The organism is Staphylococcus warneri (genome assembly GCF_900636385.1).
Classification (GTDB): domain Bacteria; phylum Bacillota; class Bacilli; order Staphylococcales; family Staphylococcaceae; genus Staphylococcus; species Staphylococcus warneri.
In genome coordinates this window covers 577,484-596,541 of sequence record NZ_LR134269.1, presented here as the reverse complement: position 1 = coordinate 596,541, position 19,058 = coordinate 577,484, and the positions used below count along the sequence as shown (strand labels likewise).

At 33.5% G+C, this 19,058-nt stretch carries 17 protein-coding genes and 1 riboswitch; of the genes, 6 read left to right on the top strand and 11 right to left on the bottom strand.

What is annotated here, in order from left to right; all coding sequences use genetic code 11:
- Nucleotides 1-51: 51 nt before the first annotated feature.
- Entirely contained in the window at nucleotides 52-978 is a 927-nt protein-coding gene (locus EL082_RS02720; protein WP_002465539.1) for a bile acid:sodium symporter family protein, read from the bottom strand.
- Between the two features lie 318 nt (nucleotides 979-1,296).
- Between EL082_RS02720 and EL082_RS02715 the strand changes: the two genes are divergently transcribed.
- The gene (locus EL082_RS02715; RefSeq protein WP_002465536.1) at nucleotides 1,297-1,827 is read left to right on the top strand and encodes a hypothetical protein; all 531 of its coding nucleotides are present in this window, start codon (nucleotides 1,297-1,299) and stop codon (nucleotides 1,825-1,827) included.
- Between the two features lie 69 nt (nucleotides 1,828-1,896).
- On the opposite strand, the gene EL082_RS02710 is transcribed toward EL082_RS02715, so the two are convergent.
- Nucleotides 1,897-3,495, bottom strand: coding sequence for an alpha-glucoside-specific PTS transporter subunit IIBC (locus EL082_RS02710; RefSeq protein ID WP_019236046.1), 1,599 nt, complete (start codon nucleotides 3,493-3,495; stop codon nucleotides 1,897-1,899).
- A 209-nt stretch (nucleotides 3,496-3,704) separates the two neighbouring features.
- Between EL082_RS02710 and EL082_RS02705 the strand changes: the two genes are divergently transcribed.
- Nucleotides 3,705-4,466: a MurR/RpiR family transcriptional regulator gene (locus EL082_RS02705; protein WP_002465544.1), complete on the top strand. Its 762-nt coding sequence runs from the start codon at nucleotides 3,705-3,707 to the stop codon at nucleotides 4,464-4,466.
- 85 nt (nucleotides 4,467-4,551) lie between these two features.
- Here the strand turns inward: EL082_RS02705 and EL082_RS02700 are convergent, their stop codons facing one another.
- From EL082_RS02700 to hutU, 7 genes are all read right to left on the bottom strand, one after another.
- Nucleotides 4,552-5,064, bottom strand: a complete 513-nt coding sequence (locus EL082_RS02700; RefSeq protein ID WP_002465540.1) for an SRPBCC family protein — start codon at nucleotides 5,062-5,064, stop codon at nucleotides 4,552-4,554.
- Between the two features lie 202 nt (nucleotides 5,065-5,266).
- Nucleotides 5,267-6,562: a Na+/H+ antiporter NhaC family protein gene (locus tag EL082_RS02695; protein WP_031464044.1), complete on the bottom strand. Its 1,296-nt coding sequence runs from the start codon at nucleotides 6,560-6,562 to the stop codon at nucleotides 5,267-5,269.
- A gap of 76 nt (nucleotides 6,563-6,638) precedes the next feature.
- A riboswitch (SAM riboswitch) is annotated at nucleotides 6,639-6,736 on the bottom strand.
- Between the two features lie 53 nt (nucleotides 6,737-6,789).
- Nucleotides 6,790-7,362 (bottom strand): hypothetical protein, encoded by a 573-nt coding sequence (locus EL082_RS02690; protein WP_015364764.1) that lies wholly within the window; start codon nucleotides 7,360-7,362, stop codon nucleotides 6,790-6,792.
- 248 nt (nucleotides 7,363-7,610) lie between these two features.
- Nucleotides 7,611-8,492 (bottom strand): SDR family oxidoreductase, encoded by an 882-nt coding sequence (locus EL082_RS02685; RefSeq protein ID WP_002467034.1) that lies wholly within the window; start codon nucleotides 8,490-8,492, stop codon nucleotides 7,611-7,613.
- Nucleotides 8,493-8,582: 90 nt separating this feature from the next.
- Nucleotides 8,583-9,704, bottom strand: a complete 1,122-nt coding sequence (locus EL082_RS02680; RefSeq protein WP_015364763.1) for an amidohydrolase — start codon at nucleotides 9,702-9,704, stop codon at nucleotides 8,583-8,585.
- Nucleotides 9,705-9,854: 150 nt separating this feature from the next.
- Nucleotides 9,855-11,090: an imidazolonepropionase gene (gene hutI / locus EL082_RS02675; RefSeq protein ID WP_002467033.1), complete on the bottom strand. Its 1,236-nt coding sequence runs from the start codon at nucleotides 11,088-11,090 to the stop codon at nucleotides 9,855-9,857.
- Entirely contained in the window at nucleotides 11,090-12,751 is a 1,662-nt protein-coding gene (gene hutU, locus EL082_RS02670; protein ID WP_103286163.1) for a urocanate hydratase, read from the bottom strand. Before hutU ends, hutI begins: the two co-directional genes overlap by 1 nt.
- Nucleotides 12,752-12,963: 212 nt before the next feature.
- Here hutU and EL082_RS02665 point away from each other — a divergent pair, with 212 nt between their 5' ends.
- Nucleotides 12,964-13,833, top strand: a complete 870-nt coding sequence (locus tag EL082_RS02665; RefSeq protein ID WP_031464045.1) for a LysR family transcriptional regulator — start codon at nucleotides 12,964-12,966, stop codon at nucleotides 13,831-13,833.
- On the opposite strand, the gene hutG is transcribed toward EL082_RS02665, so the two are convergent.
- The gene (hutG, locus tag EL082_RS02660; RefSeq protein WP_103286164.1) at nucleotides 13,828-14,763 is read right to left on the bottom strand and encodes a formimidoylglutamase; all 936 of its coding nucleotides are present in this window, start codon (nucleotides 14,761-14,763) and stop codon (nucleotides 13,828-13,830) included. The two genes, EL082_RS02665 and hutG, sit on opposite strands and share 6 nt — an antisense overlap.
- A gap of 235 nt (nucleotides 14,764-14,998) precedes the next feature.
- On the opposite strand from hutG, the gene sdpC reads away from it, so the two are divergent.
- Together sdpC and EL082_RS02650 are read left to right on the top strand one after the other, a co-directional pair.
- Complete coding sequence (gene sdpC, locus EL082_RS02655; RefSeq protein ID WP_002467298.1) at nucleotides 14,999-16,090, top strand: peptidoglycan release complex CPBP-like subunit SdpC; 1,092 nt, start codon at nucleotides 14,999-15,001, stop codon at nucleotides 16,088-16,090.
- A gap of 156 nt (nucleotides 16,091-16,246) precedes the next feature.
- Nucleotides 16,247-17,386, top strand: a complete 1,140-nt coding sequence (locus EL082_RS02650; protein WP_015364759.1) for an FAD-dependent oxidoreductase — start codon at nucleotides 16,247-16,249, stop codon at nucleotides 17,384-17,386.
- 93 nt (nucleotides 17,387-17,479) lie between these two features.
- Here the strand turns inward: EL082_RS02650 and EL082_RS02645 are convergent, their stop codons facing one another.
- Nucleotides 17,480-18,172 carry a ribose 5-phosphate isomerase A gene (locus EL082_RS02645; RefSeq protein WP_015364758.1) on the bottom strand — a complete coding sequence of 231 codons (693 nt, stop codon included), beginning with the start codon at nucleotides 18,170-18,172 and terminating at the stop codon, nucleotides 17,480-17,482.
- A 168-nt stretch (nucleotides 18,173-18,340) separates the two neighbouring features.
- On the opposite strand from EL082_RS02645, the gene EL082_RS02640 reads away from it, so the two are divergent.
- On the top strand, nucleotides 18,341-18,994 hold the full coding sequence (locus EL082_RS02640) for an MOSC domain-containing protein (protein WP_015364757.1): 654 nt from the start codon (nucleotides 18,341-18,343) through the stop codon (nucleotides 18,992-18,994).
- Nucleotides 18,995-19,058: the final 64 nt, after the last annotated feature.

The following is a 19,058-nucleotide window of genomic DNA, read 5'->3' as shown; positions in this document are numbered from 1 at the left end:
ATTGATTCATATTTTAACATAATCAGACTTTCCATTTCCCTTAAAAGTGCATCAGAGACGTTTACTTTTAGAAGACCAGTATTTAGCAAGAATAGGACCTGAAATATTGTGTACTAAGCTGAACACTGCCCCCGGTACTGCAGCTAAAGGACTGAAATGAACAGTAGCCAGTGAAACTGCTAAACCAGAATTTTGCATACCCACTTCAATAGCAACTGCCTTTTTATCTGGATAATCCATTTTAAACACTTTAGCTAATAGATAACCAATTGTATATCCTAATACGTTGTGTAATATTACGACGACAAAAATAAGTAATCCTGTTTTTAAAATTTGTGCTTTACTACCTGCAACTACAGCTGCCAATATAAGTGAAATCGCAATAACAGATACAAGCGGTAATGCCGTCGCTGCTTTATGAGCAAATTGGCGCGCTACCTTTTGGAAAACAAATCCAATGATTATTGGAATCAGTACCACTTGAACAACAGACCACAACATACTTGTGAATGATACATTTAACCATTCATGCGCAAAAAGATAAATCAGTGCTGGTGTGACAAAAGGTGCAATCAGAGTTGAAACACTTGTGATTGCAACAGATAACGCCACATTCGCTTTAGCTAAGTAACTCATGACATTACTAGATGTTCCACCCGGACAGCACCCTACTAGAATGACACCAATCGCAATTTCTGGTGGTAAATGAAAACCTTTGGCAATCAGAAAGGCTAATGTTGGCATAATCGTAAATTGCAAAATCACCCCAATAATAACGGGTTTAGGTGATTGTAATACAATCTTGAAATCTTTTGGATCAATCGTCATCCCCATTCCTAGCATGACAATACCTAATAAGTAAGGGACAAATCCTCCTAATATAGCCATATGTGATGGAAACACAAAACCAATTATAGCTGCCACTAACATCCAAAATATAAATGTCTTAGTGGCAAATTGACTCATACGATTCAACATATAAACACATCCTTAATCGTTAATAATGACAAATATTATCACAACTCATAATTATGAACAATATTATTTTCAGAATTTTTCGATATTTTAAGGTGTATAAAGTCTTTGTAACGAGATTTTAATAAAATGCTAAACACCATGGTACACTTGATTTCGCTAGCTTTATATCCATATTCTTATTAACCTTCATTCAAAAGTCCTAGTGAATATCAAAAAGAAGCGTGGTACAATCAATTTAACGAAATAAAAAAACAAATATCCTACATAACTATATATTATTTGAGCCACGTACGAATGTTAGCAATTGGGAGGCATAACATGTTGATAGACAAATTTGAAACCTATATCATCAATATCGCAGATTTAAAATCGCGATCATCACGCAAATCTTTAACAAAGCTTTGTAAACAACTTAAGTTTTGTGAATCATTTCAATACCAAATCTTTAAACAACAAGGTATGTACGCTTTAGAAGTCAGCTTACCTAAACAACAACTACCTTACTTTATTAGCTTTTTAAGTTTCCATAACTTTACCATTTACCAAATTTTATCACCAAAGCAACTAGACGAATTACTTGATTCAGAACGTTTATACCAATCTGCTAAACGATTTGAATTATCTATCGATGGCTTACAAGACGCATTTATCAAAGACAAAGTGATTGATATTATGAATATGTATATGAATCACTATAATATTAGCTATACATTAAATAAAAATTGTGCAAGTATCATTTGTCCTCCTGATATTTTTTCTAAATTACTACATACTATAGCAACACGTAACATAGATATTCTTTCAGCAGGATATAAATCTAAAATGATAAATAAAGCAAGAATTTCATAATTCAACTATTTAAACACTAATTATAAAAGGGATTCCGAAACGATATTGTTTCGGAATCCCTTGTTTTAATTATTTTTCATCATTATCGTAAACTAAGTGTTCAAATGATTCTCTCACTTGTGGTACAGACATACCTACAACGACTTGTACACTTTTGCCACTTTTAACTAGGCCATGTGCCATTTGATTATGTGTAAAATAACTACTGTCTTCTACTTTATTTTCATCATTAACTGTTAATCTTAATCGAGTTGTACAATTAGTAACATCTTTAATATTTTCTTTACCGCCAAGTCCTTCTAAATAATAAGCTGCCTTATCATCATATTCATTTCCGGTTGACTGAGGTTGCGCCGTCTTGCCTTCGCCTTTTTTCTCTTTGTAATCTTGTTTAGAGAATAATTTAACTTCTTCTTCATTTTTACGACGACCTGGTAGTGGAATATCAAATTTCAATATTAAAAATCTAAATAATACATAGTAAATACCTACAAATATTAAACCAATAACCACTTGAATCACATATGTCATCCAATGTTCTTTGCCAAGTGGTATCCAGTTTGTAGCTAAGAAGTCTAAAACACCACCGCCCATGTTACCTACTAATCCAAATCCATACATAATTGTATCCATTGTAGCTGCCAGTAAAGCATGTAATACGAATAAATATGGTGCAATAAATAAGAATGTAAATTCTAATGGTTCAGTAATACCCGCAACAACCGCTGTAAGTGTTGCTGGTATTAACAATGCAGCCACTTTTTTACGATTCTCTTTTGGTGTTGTTGAATACATAGCTAATGCAATACCTAAACAGCCGAATACTTTTCCGTTACCTTGTAACATAAAGCCGTATGGGAATTGTTCTTTTAACGGTTTACTACTTTCTGCAAATTGGTTTAAATGTTGCAACCATTCCGCTTTGAGACCATGATTGACAACGACTGGACCAACTTCAATCGGTGCATAAATGAAGTGATGTAAACCTGTTGGGATCAACACTCTTTCTAAGAAATGATATAACCACACGCCTACATATCCTGATCCGATAATAAAGTGTTGTACTGACGCTATACCATGTTGAACTGTAGGCCATACGACACATGTAATTGCTGCAACAGGTAACATAACAAAGAATGAAATCGTCACTACAAATGTTAATCCTTGGAATACGCCTAACATTTCTGGAAGACGTTTACTATAATAACGATTATGAATCCATGTAATAATACCTGAGATAATAATACCGCCTAAAATATTAGTATCTAATGTTTCTATCCCGGCAATTGCTTTAAGACCAGTAACATTTTCAACGCCTTTTTCTAAATTGGCACCAAATGTATGTGGCCATTGCGTTAATATCGCATTAATAAATGTATTAAACATCAAATAGCCCATTAATGCAGCTAGTGCAGCATGTCCAGGTGCTTTTTTAGCCAAAGATAATGGTAAACCTACTACAAATACAATTTCCATATGGTTGAATATGACCCAACCACCTGACTCTATTACTGACCAAAATTTAAACCAAAATGTATGTTGGTCTGCTAAACCTCCCATAATTGTTGGGTTTTTAAATAATGTTGCAAACCCAAGTACAATCCCAAAGAAAGCAAACATCAAGACAGGTACAATCATTGCACTACCAAAACGTTTGATTGCATTCATTATAATTACCTCCACATCCCAATTTCGTTCTATTTCACATTGAAAATGAGTATTAAACCATTCCTTTCAATGTCTTATCTTGTTTCTAATATATAGTAAACGCTTACATCACTACAACGTCATTGACGCATTTTGAAAGTATTTTGTATAATCAGATTATGTTTTCTTATGATGAAAATTTTTTCAACACTAACAAATGAGGTGTCGTCATGTTTCTAGATGAACGTGTGAACGCGAACTTTAATCAACTCAATGACAATGATTTACAAATTGCAAATTTCGTTAATACCCATGTTGATTTATGTAAAAATTTGAAAATTCAAGACTTGGCGCAACATACACATGCATCAAATGCCACTATACATCGCTTTACACGAAAATTAGGATTTGATGGTTATAGTGACTTCAAATCATTTTTAAAATTTGAAAGTGAAAAGAAAAATCAATTGCCTTCTGACTCTATCGAATCATTTAGACAAGAAATTGAAAATACATTTAATTATTTAGATCGTATAGATTATGAACTATTAACTAATAAAATGAATGATGCTGGAACGATATATTTATATGGAACAGGTCGAGCTCAAATCAATGTGGCTGAAGAAGCACAAAGAATATTATTAACAATGCATAAAAACATCATTATTCTTTATGATGTCCACGAATTAAAAATGGTCTTAAACAAAACAGTATCGCAAGACCTTTTCTTTATCATTTCACTATCTGGAGAAACATATCAATTAAAAGAAGTGACTCAGTTATTACAATTGAGACAAAAATATTTTATCTCTGTCACAACGATGAAAGATAATTCGTTAGCCCAACAAGCAAATTATAATGTTTATGTATCTAGTAATACATTTTATTTAAATGATGGCACTGACTATTCAAGTTTCATTAGTTATCATATTTTCTTTGAAACGCTGCTCAGAAAATATAATGAACGCAAAGAGAAAGGCGACCTCAATTGATGCATTAGCCTATAAAGATAAAAAGCCAGTAAATGAGCTTTCTTAAGTTCATTTACTGGCTTATATAACTTATGTTTAAAACGAATTAGTTATTTTTTTGTTCTTCAATTTCTTCTAACACTGCATTCATTTTATCAAACATAAGTTCAAATCCATGTGCAGTGGAATCATGATATTCTTTCTTTTTCTGTTTGTATTCAAGGTTGGTTAATCTTCTTTCGCGTTCCATATATGATTGATAATAGAAGAACATTTGTGTGCCACCTGATTCACGTTCAAAGAATTCTACTTCTATAATATCCTCATCGTTACTTAAGCCTGGCATACCTATTGTCATTTTAATAAATTCATCCATGACTAATTCTTCGTATGTACCTTCGATAATATTTTGTTTGCCATTTCTACTATCAACGATACGATACTTACCACCTTCTTGGACATCTGCTTCAAATGATTTATTCGTACGTTTCGACGTCATAAACCATTGTTTAAGAATATCTTCTTTCGTCCAAGCTTCATAAATTGTTTCTGGTGAATATTTTAATAAACGTTCAATATCAATTTCTACATATTCATTTTCCACATTATACTTTGCCACTTTCAGTCACCTACTTTCACTCTTAATACTATTTTAACGTATTTGTTCAAACTTCCAAACATTTATACATTAAAAAAGATTGCGCTTCTACACATTTAGTCTAGTTTACCATTAAAACGCTGACTTAAAACATTTTCAATATTTATAATTCTATTTATCAACTAAAAAACCGAGACTAAAAAGTCTCAGTTTTTAATCATATTTATGCTTTATTTTTTAATTTCGGATACCCAATTAAAATAGCAATCAGCCCACATACTCCAAGCATGATTGGATAAATACTATAAGGTACAAGTAAGAATGGTGAGATACCAGCCACTCCTGCAGCTGAAATAACTTGAGGACTATATGGTAATAAGCCTTGGAAACATCCACCAAATATATCTAAAATACTAGCTGATTTACGTGGATCAACATCATATTCATCTGCTATATTTTTAGCTAATGGTCCTGACATAATGATTGAAATAGTATTATTAGCTGTTGCAATATCTGCTACACTAACTAAACTGGCAATACCTATTTCAGCCCCACGTTTAGATTTCACGCGCCCTCTAACTACATTTAACAACCAATCTATACCGCCATTATGTTGAATAAGTCCTACTAAACCACCAATTAATAGGGCAATCATCGCAATATCTTCCATACCTATAATCCCTTTAGATACAGCACTTAGTAATCCTTTCCAACCAAATGAGCCATCAATAAGACCAATGATTCCAGATAAAACTGTTCCACCAATAAGAACGATAATCACATTGACACCAACTAGCGCTAGAATCAACACCAATAGATATGGAATGACTTTAACTAATTGGAAATCATAACTTTTAGAATGATCCATGGAAATACCATTTGTTAGGAAAAATAGTACAACTATAGTTAATATCGCACCTGGTAAAACAATTCTAAAGTTTACTTTAAATTTATCTTTCATCTTCGTATGTTGTGTACGTACAGCCGCTATCGTAGTATCAGAAATCATAGAAAGATTATCTCCAAACATAGCGCCACCAACTACTGTAGCCATAGCTAATGCTGCAGAGACATCTGTTGCTTGCGCAAAGCCAAATCCTACTGGTGCAATAGCTGCTACTGTGCCTACTGATGTTCCCATTGAAATAGAAACAAACATACAAATGATAAATAAACCTACTATAATTAAATTTTCAGGGATGAGAGACAATCCCAAATTTACAGTAGAAGTCACGCCACCCATTTTCTCTGTAGTCGTAGAAAATGCGCCTGCTAAAATAAAGATAAGCATCATTAAAATAATATTTGAATGACCTGCACCTTTAGTAAACACTTCAACTTTAGTGGCAAATTTTTCTTTGCGATTCATCAACAAAGCAACGATTACTGTAATCGTTATCGCAACATTTAACGGCATCGTCGTGAAATCACCCGAGATGATACCTACACCTAAAAATAACAACATAAATAATAATAACGGAAATAACGCCCAAGCATTACCCTTTTTAGTTTCTTTCATCATTAGACCTACTTCCTTACAAAAAATACCTCTTTTCCTTATGATAAAGAAAAGAGGTCCATCTACAACGATTATCCCCTTATCTTCAAACCTAGACAGGTTACTGGAATTGGCACATGATTCAATGTTGCCGAAGCTTCATAGGGCCAGTCCCTCCACTTCTCTTGATAAGTGATTCATATTTAACGTTTACGTTACAAGATAATTCCTATGACGTCAATCATAAATTATAACTTCGTCGTAAAATATTTTTCATAAATAATTAATGCAACAGCAACTACGAATAACATTGCAATAGCTATACCAAAGACGATCCACCATTTTAAATAAAGTGATACAATCATTAAAATAATAGAAATGATCGTCATACTAATCATCAGTATTTTAAATTGTCGTTCACGTTGTTGAGAGATCACTTTATAATCTCGATGATTTTTCCTTTGTGTATCATCATCAATTTGTAATTTAGTTTCTATATAAAAAACAAACGCCATAGTTACCATTAGGATTAAGAAACCAATCCATACATGGGATTGTGATATTAGCACTATTCCGGCATAACCTAAATACAAACACCCCGCAATAATACCTAATAACCGGTCGATTGTTTGATTAATCCATATGATATTATTTTTAATATTTTTATTAACAAAATACAGATTTTTTAATGCATTGGTTAAAGCAAATAAAAGTATTAAAATGATTAAAAACCATTGATTTTTAGTAAATAACGAAAATATAACTATAGCGATTATACCTATTATGAACGGAGCAACCCTTATAAACCTATCTTTCACCATGTCATAACCTCCTTTAGATATAAGATTTAATTTGCATGTCCTCGTATAAAATGCCAATCCCTTAAATATATAGGGTATTTTTTAATTAAATTTCATTCTTCAAAAAGGTTAATAATTTTATATTTTTATTTTACATTAAACATATTTTTATTCCAAATTCATAATAAAATTGGATATAGTTATCATATAATTTGTCACAAAAAAATAGTCGATAAAGTATTAACACTTTATCGACCAACTTATATTCATTAGTTAATTTGAATACCGCCTGTCACACCGAAGACTTGTCCAGTTGTATAACTTGATTCTTCAGATGCTAATAGGACATATGTTCCTGATAATTCAACAGGTTGTCCTGCACGGCCAAGTGGTGTTTCCTTACCAAATTCAGGAATATTTCGTTGTGGTTGTCCACCAGTAATTTGTAATGGTGACCAAAATGGTCCTGGGGCTACACAATTGACACGAATACCTTTTGCGCCAAGTTCTTCTGATAAACTTTTTGTTAATGAGATAATTGCAGCTTTCGAAGCGGCATAATCATGTAAAATAGGACTTGGATTATATCCTTGAACAGATGATGTTGTTGTAATTGATGCACCTGGTTGTAAATATTCTAACGCTTTTTGTACTGTCCAAAATATAGGATATACATTGGTTTCAAATGTCTCTTTAAATGATTGTGTATCAAACCCTTGTATATCGTCATGGTATTGTTGATGTCCAGCTACTAATGTCACATTATCCAGCCCACCAAGTTGTTGATGTGCTTCTTCGACCATGTCATAGTTAAATTGTTCATCACGTATATCACCAGGCAGTAACACTGCTTTTTGTCCCGCTTCTTCAATCACTTGTTTAACTTCTTGTGCGTCTTTGTCTTCACTTGGAAGATAATTAATAGCAACATCTGCGCCTTCTTTAGCATAAGCAATAGCTGCTGCGCGTCCAATGGCAGAATCGCCACCAGTGACTAACATTTTATATCCTTTTAATCGACCGTGTCCGACGTATGATGTCTCACCGCAATCTGGTTCAGGTTTTAATTGGCTTTGCAAGCCTGGAAGTGGCTGCTCTTGTTGTTCATAGTCTGTTGATTTGAATTTATTTCTAGGATCTTGTGCTGACATTTCAAATTCATCTCCTCAATTTGTATATGTTCTCATATACCCAAGGTTATCCAGATGTTAATCATACTATCTTTATACAATTTATGGAGACTATTGATTCAGAAGACGTTTAGTGAGTGTCACAAAATATGTCGGCACTTTTTCTAAAATACGTTCATCAGGATCAAATAAAGGATGATGTAGATCATACTCACTATTAGATCCTATGAATGCAAATACGCCGGGATACGTTTCTGTATAACCAGAAAAGTCTTCACCAATTGTTAATGGTAAATCCATAATTGATACATGATAACCAACATCTTCTGCTACTTCTATCGCTATATCAGTTAATTCATCATCATTAATCACTGTTCCAGGAAGTCGTGTATATCGGCAATCAACTTGTAAATTAAATGTTTGTGCTAAACCATCAGCAATTTCATTCATTCGTTGTTCGATATACGCTCTATGCTCAGGTTTAAATGAACGGACAGTACCTTGTACATAGGCTTGATCCGCAATGACATTCCATGTATTTCCACATGAAATTTCACCAATTGTAACAACGGCATTATCAAATGCAGATAAATTTCTACTAACAATCGTTTGTAAACTATTAATCAGTTGACCTAAAGCCACCGTTGGGTCATTACCTTGTTCTGGTTTAGCAGCATGCGCGCCTTTTCCTTTAATATCAAATTCGAAACGGTCTACTGCAGATGTAATAGGACCTTTTTTAATTGCAAAGTCACCAATGTCCATCGTTGGATAATTATGGAAACCTAAAACTGCTTTTACACCGTCTAATACACCTGTAGCTACTACTTTTTTAGCTCCATGACCTAGCTCTTCTGCCGCTTGGAAAATGATTCTCACTCGACCATTTAGTTCATTCTCTTGGGCTTTCAATTGTGTTGCAACGCCTAATATACTTGCCATATGAATATCATGACCACATGCATGCATGACACCTTGATTGGTTGACGTAAATTCATGTTCGACTTGCTCATTGATAGGTAGCGCATCTATATCAGTTCTAATCGCAATCATTTGGTCCCCTTGTCCTATTTCTGCAACTAATCCTGTATCTAAAGGTAAATCTAAAATTTTTATCTCATGTGCTTCTAAAATACGTTTAAGTCGTTGTGTAGTTTCATATTCTTTCTCTGATATTTCAGGGAATTGGTGAAATGTTCGTCGCCAATTCACATAGTCTGTATAATCAGTCATTGTTATCTCCATCCCTTTCAACCTAAAAACTATTTTTCTATATATAGTAACATAATTGTCAAACTTTTCTAAAAATACACTGATCCTTTTACTATAAACAAAAAACCGTACCGACAATGTCGGCACGGTCATTTCAATGAACACTTTGTCTTAATCTAATGAAAATTCATTATCTACAATTACTCTACCATCTTTAATCACTTTTTGAGCATGGTTGATACCAAAGTGATAAGGAATATATTCATGGTTTGGCGCATTCCAAATAACGATATTAGCTTTGTCGCCTTCATTAATTGTACCTGCGTCTAAATCAATAGCTTTTGCTGCATTAACTGTTACCGCATTCCAAACTTCATTTGGTGATAATTTTAATTTCAATGCGGCAATGGCCATAGCTAATTGTAAGTTATTAGTAACACTGCTACCAGGGTTATAGTCTGTTGCAATAGCGATAGCACCATCATTATCTAGCATACCTCTCGCATCTGCATAATCATTTTTATCTAGATAGAATGTCGTAGCTGGTAATAATACGGCTACTGTGTCACTATTTTTTAATTTTGCTTTACCTTCTGCACTTGAAGCAACAAGGTGATCAGCAGAAATTGCATTTTCGTCAATAGCTAACTCTAGACCACCAAGTGGATCAATTTCATCAGCATGAATTTTAACTTTAAATCCTGCCTCTTTCGCTTTTTGCATATAATGTTTAGATTCTTCAACTGAGAATACACCCGTTTCACAGAAGATATCTGCAAAGTCTGCATATTCTTTTACTTCTGGTAAAAGCTCAATCATCTCATTTAAGAACGCTTCATTAGACTCTGCTTCTTTAGGAACCGCATGTGGTCCTAAGAATGTATGTCTCATATCTAAACCGTATTTCTCTGCTAAACGATTAGACACTCTTAATTGTTTAAGTTCATTTTCTTTATCTAAACCATAACCACTTTTACTTTCAACGCCTAAAACACCATGTTGAATCATTGTTAGTAAATCGTGTTCAGCTTTTTTAAATAAATCTTCTTCACTAATGTCACGTGTGGCTTTAACTGTTGATAAAATACCGCCACCAGATTCTAATATCTCTAAATAAGATTTACCTTGTCGTTTTAATGACATTTCATGTTCTCTTGAGCCACCGAAAACTAAGTGCGTGTGTGCATCAATCAATGATGGTGACACTACTTTACCTGTAGCATCAATCACTTGTTCAGCATCATATTTATCAGTATGTGGTCCTGAATATACAATTTTACCGTCGTTCACAACTACCGTACCATTTTCAATCACATCTAATTGATCAAGTTCCGCACCTTTTAAAGGACGATCAGTTGATTTTGGTAAAATAAGCTCTTTAATGTTTTGAATAATTAAATCGTTCATTATTTATCACCTGCTTCATCAATCATTGGAATTTTGATGCCTTTATCTTTAGCCGTTTGAATGGCGATGTCATAACCGGCATCAACATGTCTTACTACTCCCATACCCGGATCTGTAGTTAATACACGTCCTAATCGACGATCTGCACGTTCTGAGCCATCTGCTACAACAACCATACCAGCATGTAATGAATAACCCATACCTACGCCACCGCCATGGTGGAATGAAATCCAAGAACCGCCTGCTGCAGTATTAATTAATGCATTAAGTACAGCCCAGTCACCTACTGCATCACTTCCATCTCGCATACCTTCTGTTTCACGGTTTGGACTTGCTACTGAACCAGAATCTAAATGATCTCGTCCGATAACAATTGGTGCAGAAATTTCACCATCACGCACTAATTTATTAAGTGCTAGTCCCATTTTGGCACGTTCTTCATAGCCTAACCATGCAATTCTTGAAGGTAAACCTTGATAAGAAATTTTCTCTTCTGCTAGATCTAACCAACGAATTAATTTTTCATTATCCGGGAATAATTTTCTCATTTCTTCATCTGCACGTTCAATATCTTTTGGATCACCACTTAATGCTGCAAAGCGGAATGGTCCTTTACCTTCACAGAATAATGGTCTAATATATGCAGGCACAAATCCTGGGAAATCAAATGCATCTTTTACTCCGTTATTATATGCAACTTGACGGATATTGTTACCATAGTCAAATGCAACGGCACCTTGTTTTTGGAATTCAAGCATTAACTCAACATGTTTAGCCATTGAAGCTTGAGATAATTCTACGTATTTTTTTGGATCTTCTTTACGTAGCTTTTTAGCTTCTTCAACTGAATATCCTTGTGGTACATAACCATTTAATGGGTCATGTGCACTTGTTTGGTCAGTAATAATATCAATTTTAAATCCTTTGTCTAAAATAGCTTTGTGAATGTCTACTGCATTACCTACTAATCCTATAGATAAAGCTTCCCCTTTTTGTCTAGCGTCTTCAGCTAATTTTAATGCTTCATCTAAATCGTTAGTCTTGATATCGCAGTATTTTGTTTCGACACGTTTATCAACACGACTTTCGTCGACATCTACACAAATAGCTACACCATTATTCATAGTCACAGCAAGTGGTTGTGCACCACCCATACCACCTAATCCAGCAGTAAGTGTTACTGTACCTGTTAAATCACTTTGATATTCTTGATTACCAAGTTCAGCAAATGTTTCATAAGTACCTTGAACGATACCTTGTGAACCAATATAAATCCAACTACCTGCTGTCATTTGACCATACATCATTAAGCCTTTTTTATCTAATTCATTAAAATGATCCCAGTTCGCCCATTCAGGCACTAAAACTGAATTGGAAATTAATACTCGTGGCGCTTCTTCATGTGTTTTAAATACTGCCACTGGTTTACCAGATTGTACAAGCATTGTTTCATCTGCTTCTAAATCTCTTAATGTATTTTCAATTGCTTCAAAGGCTTTCCAATTACGAGCAGCTTTACCAATACCACCATATACCACAAGTTCTTCTGGGTGTTCCGCTACTTCTGGATCTAAGTTATTATATAGCATTCGTAGTACTGCTTCTTGTTCCCAACCTTTACATTCGATATCTAACCCTTTTTTTGCATGAATTTCTCTCATTACTATCTCTCCCATCCGAAATAATATCAAAATCCAAAATATATTAAGTTTCTCTTTAATCATTATCTTCTAAATATTCGTACTATTCAAAAGATAACAATCACTATTAATCAGGTTGTTACAACCATATTATATTATGCTAAGATATAGATAACAAATATAAATAAACTAATTATTTATAGATAAAAACTATGATATATAGGAGATGACCTATGAAAATCATTCAATTAGAATATTTTTTAGCCGTTGTAAAATACAATAGTTTTACGAAAGCCGCTAATTTTTTACATATTAGTCAACCTTCCTTAACTGCAGCTATTAAAAAAATGGAAGCTGATTTAGGATACGACTTATTTATGCGTACTACCAAAGATATTAAAATCACTGAAAAAGGGATTCAGTTTTATAAATATGCTGAAGATCTAGTAGAATCCTATCGTTCAACAGTTGAAAAAATGTATGATTTAAATGTGTCTTCGGAACCCCGTATTAAAATGGGCATTTTAGAATCCACGAGTCAATGGATGGCCAATGTCATCCGTGCACATCATAAGCGTTACCCTAATCAGCAATACCGAATTTATGAAGTGCATGATCAACATCAATCCATTGAGCAACTTACCAACTTTAATGTTCATTTTGCCTTAACAAACGAAGAAATACGCCATCAAGATATTACATCGATCGCATTATATAAAGAATCTTATATATTATTAACACCTAAAGATGCATTTCCAAAGCAAAAAACGATTCAATTGGATGACTTACCTTTAATTTTGCCGAATAAAAATTCTCAAGTTCGTAAACACTTAGATGATTATTTTAATAGAGTAGGTATCCACCCTAATATCATTATGGAATCTGATCGTTTTGAATCCGCTACTAATCTAGTCCATTTAGGTATTGGTTATGCGGTTATTCCACGATTTTATTACCAATCATTTAATACACGGAATTTAGACTACATTAAAATACGCCCTAATTTAGGACGCAAAATTTATATTAATTATTTAAAAAAGAGAAAGCACTCTGAACAAGTACTTTCTCTTATTGAACAATGTATTGATTATTGGAATTTATAATAAGAAGTGATGCACTAAATTCGCAATCAGTTTCGCTGTACGATTGTCTTGATCGTATTTAGGGTTCATTTCAGCAATACTTACTGATTTAACCTTTTCACTTGGGACAATGCGTTTTGCTAATTCAAACACTGTATGTGGATAGATGCCTAAGACTGCTGGAGCACTAACACCTGGAGCAAAGGCACTATCTACAACATCCATACAAATCGTAAACATGATTACATCATGATCGTGAATAAAACGTTCAATCATATCTTTAATCGGTGGTGATACTTGATGTAATAATTCATCAGCATAAACAAATGATACGCCTTTTTCTTTAGCATAGTCGAATAAACCTTGTGTGTTACCACCTTGAGAAATACCTAATACCATGTAATCTGCATTGTCGTCTTGTTCTAGTATTTGTCTAAAACTCGTACCTGAAGTGGATTCACCTTCATCACGTGTATCAAAGTGGGCATCAATATTAATAACCCCAATTGACTCATTAGGATACACTTGTCTAGTCGCTAAATATTGTGCATAGGCGATATCATGCCCACCACCTAATAAGAATGTTTGCTTATGATTATGAATAGACTTAGCTGCTAATTCTGCAAATTCCTTTTGAGTATCAATTAGTGCGTCATGATCATGCTCGACATTTCCATAATCAACGATTTGTTCACATTGATTCAAAATTGGTAAGCCAGCGAACGCTTTTTTAATCGCATTAGGCCCCTCTTTTGCACCTACACGCCCTTTATTTAGTTCGACACCTTTATCAATCGCATAACCTAAGATACCAACACCTTTTTGTTTAGATGCTAATTCTACTTGTCTTAAGTCATTAAATTGGATAGTTTGAAAATGTCTAAATTGTTTGGCATCTGTTTCACTATCTAATCTTCCAGTCCATAAGCTTGGTTCAGCTAGTTGATACATTGTTCTTCCCCCTTGATTTCTTTGCTTTATCCTTATAATTAAAGTATAACTTTGGCTCACACTTAATTCAATGTTGTTCTTATATTCCCGTTTAACCTAAATTTAATTACGTTTATAATTCATTACTATTACATTTTGATGATAATTAAAATAGACAATTTATCTATCATCTTTTAAGATGTATAATTGTAAATAAAACAATAATTGCTTGTTTCCGTAATGGAGGTTACATAAAATGAAAAACAATCGAATTTCTGGGTTTCAATGGGCAATGACAATATTTGTGTTTTTTGTCGTGACAATGGCCTTATTCGTAATACTTAGAGATTTCCAAGCAGCAATAGGCGTGAAACGTTTTGTATTCGACATTACAGACCTTTCTCCATTTATTGCAGCTATCATATGTCTACTTGTCTTTAAACATAAAAAAGAACAAATGGCGAGTTTAAAATTCACTTTTAGTCTCAAAGTTATTGAGCGTTTATTACTCGCATTAATCATACCTTTATTTATTTTCATTATCGGTATGTTCTGCTTCAATACATTCGCAGATAGTTTCATCCTACTACAAGCATCTGATTTATCTGTGTCAATATTCGCAATTTTAATCGGTCATTTAATCATGGCGTTTGTAGTAGAATTAGGTTTCCGTTCATATTTGCAACATATCGTTGAAACAAAGATGAACACATTATTTGCGAGTATTGTTGTAGGTATCATTTATTCTATCTTTAATGCTAATACAACATACGGTCTTGAGTTCGCAGGCTATCATTTCTTATATACATTTGCTTTCTCAATGATTGTAGGTGAGTTAATTAGAGCTACTAATGGTCGTACCATTTATATTGCTACACTTTTCCACGCAGCAATGTCATTTGGTTTAGTATTCTTGTTTAGTGAAGAAATTGGCGATTTATTCTCTATGAAAGTCATCGCCTTAGCTACGACTGCTGTTGGTTTAATTTATATCATTTTAAGCTTAATCATTCGTGCTATCTTTTATAAAAAGACGAATCAAAATTTAGATGAAGTAGAACCTAATAATTATTTAGATCATGTTAGCGATGATAATGACAATGATTATACTGAAACTAAGCATGATAATAGTAGAATTTCAGATAACCATGATCGTCATAAAGATACATTAGATGCTCAACATCAAGACAATAAGTATGACGCTCAAGATCATGGTCATGACTCTGAGTCAACTGATCATTTAAAAGAACATACATCATATAAACAAGATCGTCGTTCATCCGTTGTTTCTGATTTACAAGATGAAATCAAACAAACTGAAGAACATAGCCCTAACAACAAATATTAATTAATCAAGCCCGTCACATTCATATTAATGAGTGGACGGGTTTTTTTAACGTTTAAATGTCGAACCTAAATGGGTAAATTTAGTCAGGCAAAATTATATTTATTAGGAATGTTAAGATACTATAATATATTTCCTCATTCTTTAAGGAGTGGTTTGATGAATTTAGAAGAAAATAATAACCCTATTACAATAATTGGTGGTGGCATCGGTGGTTTAACATTAGCACGTGTACTATATGTGAATGGCATACCTGCTAAAGTGTATGAATCTGATGCATCACGTGACGCACGTACACAAGGTGGACAGTTAGATATACATGAATATAATGGTCAAGTTGCACTGGAAAAAGCAAACTTAATGGATGAATTCCGTTCTATTATTCAAAAAGGCGCTGACGCAACACGTATTGTAAATCAAAATGGTGAATTACTATTAGATTTACCTGACGACGAATCCAATGGCCGACCAGAAGTTTTACGTGGTGATTTAAGAAATATTTTAATCGACTCATTACCAAAAGACATGATTGAATGGAATAAAAAAGTAGACCACGTAGAAAAATTGGATAAAAAACAATATAAAGTTGTATTTAGAGATAACACATCTGTAACAACTGCTCAACTTATTGGTGCAGATGGTGCTTGGTCTAAAGTACGCAATATATTAACTGATATTAAACCACATTATTCTGGTTATACCTTTATTGAAACCTATTTATATGATGTTGATCGTCAATATCCTAAAACAGCTAACAAAGTAGGCAAAGGTGCAATGTATGCTCTATCACCAAATAAAGGTATAGTTGCTCATAGAGAAGCAGGCGATATTTTACACACGTATATTCAAATGAATTGTGATAGCGAATGGATAGATAGCATTGATTTTTCAAATGGCCAAGAAGCAACTAATACTATAGCTGCAGAATTTAAAGGTTGGTCACCAGAAGTCACTGCTTTAATTACTCAAGCGGATAGTTCTATTACACCTCGTAAAATTAATGCTCTACCTGATACACATCGTTGGAAACGTCAATCAGGTATCACATTAATTGGTGATGCTGCACATTTAATGGCACCATCTGGTGAAGGTGCTAATTTAGCAATGTTAGACGGTGCGGAATTAGCGGAATTAATCGCTGAACATCCAAATGATATTGATAAAGCTATTGCTTTATACGAAGAAAAAATGTTCCCTAGAAGTGAGGAAGAAGCTAAAGAATCTCATGAATTATTAGATATTTGTCTAGGTGCAAATAGTCCTCAAAGTTTAGTCGATTTATTCAACAGTGCACAATAAAAGTTGAATCATATTAAAATAAGCGTCTATAGTCGTTCTCATGAACGGCCATAGACGCTTTTGTTATTGAGTAAGAGTTAATTTTACTAGATATTATACTTGTCGATTCATCTTTTTAACACCTTGTTGTGTGCCGATAATTGCTTGGTCAGCCACATCAAGGAAATAACCTGTTTCTAAAACACCTGTGATGTGAATTAAAAATTCATGCATTTCATAAGGATCAATACCTTTTGGTAATGCACAATCTAAAATATAATTACCATTATCAGTCGTAAATGGGACATCATCCGTAACACGACGTTCTGTTGTCACGCCGTCAATTGTTTCTATTTTCTTAGCAACTTGATACCAATTAAATTTATCTACTTCAACCGGTAATTTAAATGTTTCACCTAGGTAGTTAACAACTTTGTTTTCATCAGCAATAACCACAAAGCGGTCTGCCATTTCATCGATTACTTTTTCTCTAAATAGCGCTCCACCGCCACCTTTAATAAGGTTAAGCTGAGGATCTACTTCGTCAGCACCATCAATAGCTAAATCGATTTTATCAATATCGTTTACATCAACAATATTAATATTTAATTCTTTAGCTAAAAACGCCGTCTTATTAGAAGTACATACTCCGATAATATTATAATGTTTTTCATCAATAAGTTGAGCGATTTTAGGCACTAATAATTCAATTGTACTTCCTGTGCCAATACCGAGCGTCATACCATCCTCGATTTGACTTAAAACATCATCTAGCGTCATCATTTTGAGTTGTTTTACATCATTCATCACGTCATGAGCCCCTTTTCTAAATCGTTTACATTTCTTATTTTACATGACTTTTTCAATTTAACATACCATAATCAACGTTTAATTTTTAATATATTTTAAAATCTTTCATAAAAATGAAATTCTATAGTAAAATACACTTCAAACAATAATTTAGGGGGGACCATGATGATACCAGTGTACGCCATTTCGACAGGAAAAATAGAATCACTTCAATACAAAGATGCCAAACCTATGCAATCAGCAATCAATAAACAACCTTTTAAAGATCAAATGTGGCTATCAAAATTAGGATTTGTTGATGATGAACAAGCTTATAAAGATCATGGTGGTCCAGATAAAGCCGTATGCTGTTTTAGTAAAAAGAACTATGACATGTATCGTGGTGATTTACTTGATATGCCAGAGTACGCCATGTTCGGTGAGAATTTGACAATTGAAGATTTAGATGAAAATGTCGTTTATTTCGGTAACCAATATCAATTAGGCGATGCAATTATCGAAGTTTCTGAAATTAGAGAACCCTGTTGGAAAATCCAAGCAAAGTACGGGCTTTCTGACTTGGTTAAACGTATGTCTCAATCAGGCAAAACGGGCTTTTATTGTCGTGTCATTAAAGAAGGATATGTCAGTCAACATCATCACTTAGAATTAATAAAGGAAGCCGAATTAGATACACAACTATCCGTCCAAACATTAAACGACATTTATTATAATGACAGAAAAAATGCAGACAGAATCGCATCAGCATTGAAAAATCCATATTTATCGTCTAAAAGATATGAGAAACTTGAAAAAATGTATCAACGTGCAACAAAATAAACAAAAAAATAAAACAATAAAAAGAGTAGAACAATTACATCGTAAAAAACGATGTTTATTCTAC

Excerpts from the sequence above, each read along its gene's own strand:
- hutU (WP_103286163.1), bottom strand. The coding sequence starts at position 12,751 with ATGAGAGAAATTCATGCAAAAAAAGGGTTAGATATCGAATGTAAAGGT.
- EL082_RS02640 (WP_015364757.1), top strand. The coding sequence starts at position 18,341 with ATGATACCAGTGTACGCCATTTCGACAGGAAAAATAGAATCACTTCAA.
- EL082_RS02650 (WP_015364759.1), top strand. The coding sequence starts at position 16,247 with ATGAATTTAGAAGAAAATAATAACCCTATTACAATAATTGGTGGTGGC.
- EL082_RS02695 (WP_031464044.1), bottom strand. The coding sequence starts at position 6,562 with ATGAAAGAAACTAAAAAGGGTAATGCTTGGGCGTTATTTCCGTTATTA.
- EL082_RS02720 (WP_002465539.1), bottom strand. The coding sequence starts at position 978 with ATGTTGAATCGTATGAGTCAATTTGCCACTAAGACATTTATATTTTGG.
- EL082_RS02715 (WP_002465536.1), top strand. The coding sequence starts at position 1,297 with ATGTTGATAGACAAATTTGAAACCTATATCATCAATATCGCAGATTTA.
- EL082_RS02680 (WP_015364763.1), bottom strand. The coding sequence starts at position 9,704 with ATGACTGATTATACAGACTATGTGAATTGGCGACGAACATTTCACCAA.
- hutI (WP_002467033.1), bottom strand. The coding sequence starts at position 11,090 with ATGAACGATTTAATTATTCAAAACATTAAAGAGCTTATTTTACCAAAA.
- EL082_RS02645 (WP_015364758.1), bottom strand. The coding sequence starts at position 18,172 with ATGAATGATGTAAAACAACTCAAAATGATGACGCTAGATGATGTTTTA.
- EL082_RS02685 (WP_002467034.1), bottom strand. The coding sequence starts at position 8,492 with ATGTCAGCACAAGATCCTAGAAATAAATTCAAATCAACAGACTATGAA.
- EL082_RS02690 (WP_015364764.1), bottom strand. The coding sequence starts at position 7,362 with ATGGTGAAAGATAGGTTTATAAGGGTTGCTCCGTTCATAATAGGTATA.
- EL082_RS02665 (WP_031464045.1), top strand. The coding sequence starts at position 12,964 with ATGAAAATCATTCAATTAGAATATTTTTTAGCCGTTGTAAAATACAAT.
- sdpC (WP_002467298.1), top strand. The coding sequence starts at position 14,999 with ATGAAAAACAATCGAATTTCTGGGTTTCAATGGGCAATGACAATATTT.
- hutG (WP_103286164.1), bottom strand. The coding sequence starts at position 14,763 with ATGTATCAACTAGCTGAACCAAGCTTATGGACTGGAAGATTAGATAGT.
- EL082_RS02705 (WP_002465544.1), top strand. The coding sequence starts at position 3,705 with ATGTTTCTAGATGAACGTGTGAACGCGAACTTTAATCAACTCAATGAC.
- EL082_RS02710 (WP_019236046.1), bottom strand. The coding sequence starts at position 3,495 with ATGAATGCAATCAAACGTTTTGGTAGTGCAATGATTGTACCTGTCTTG.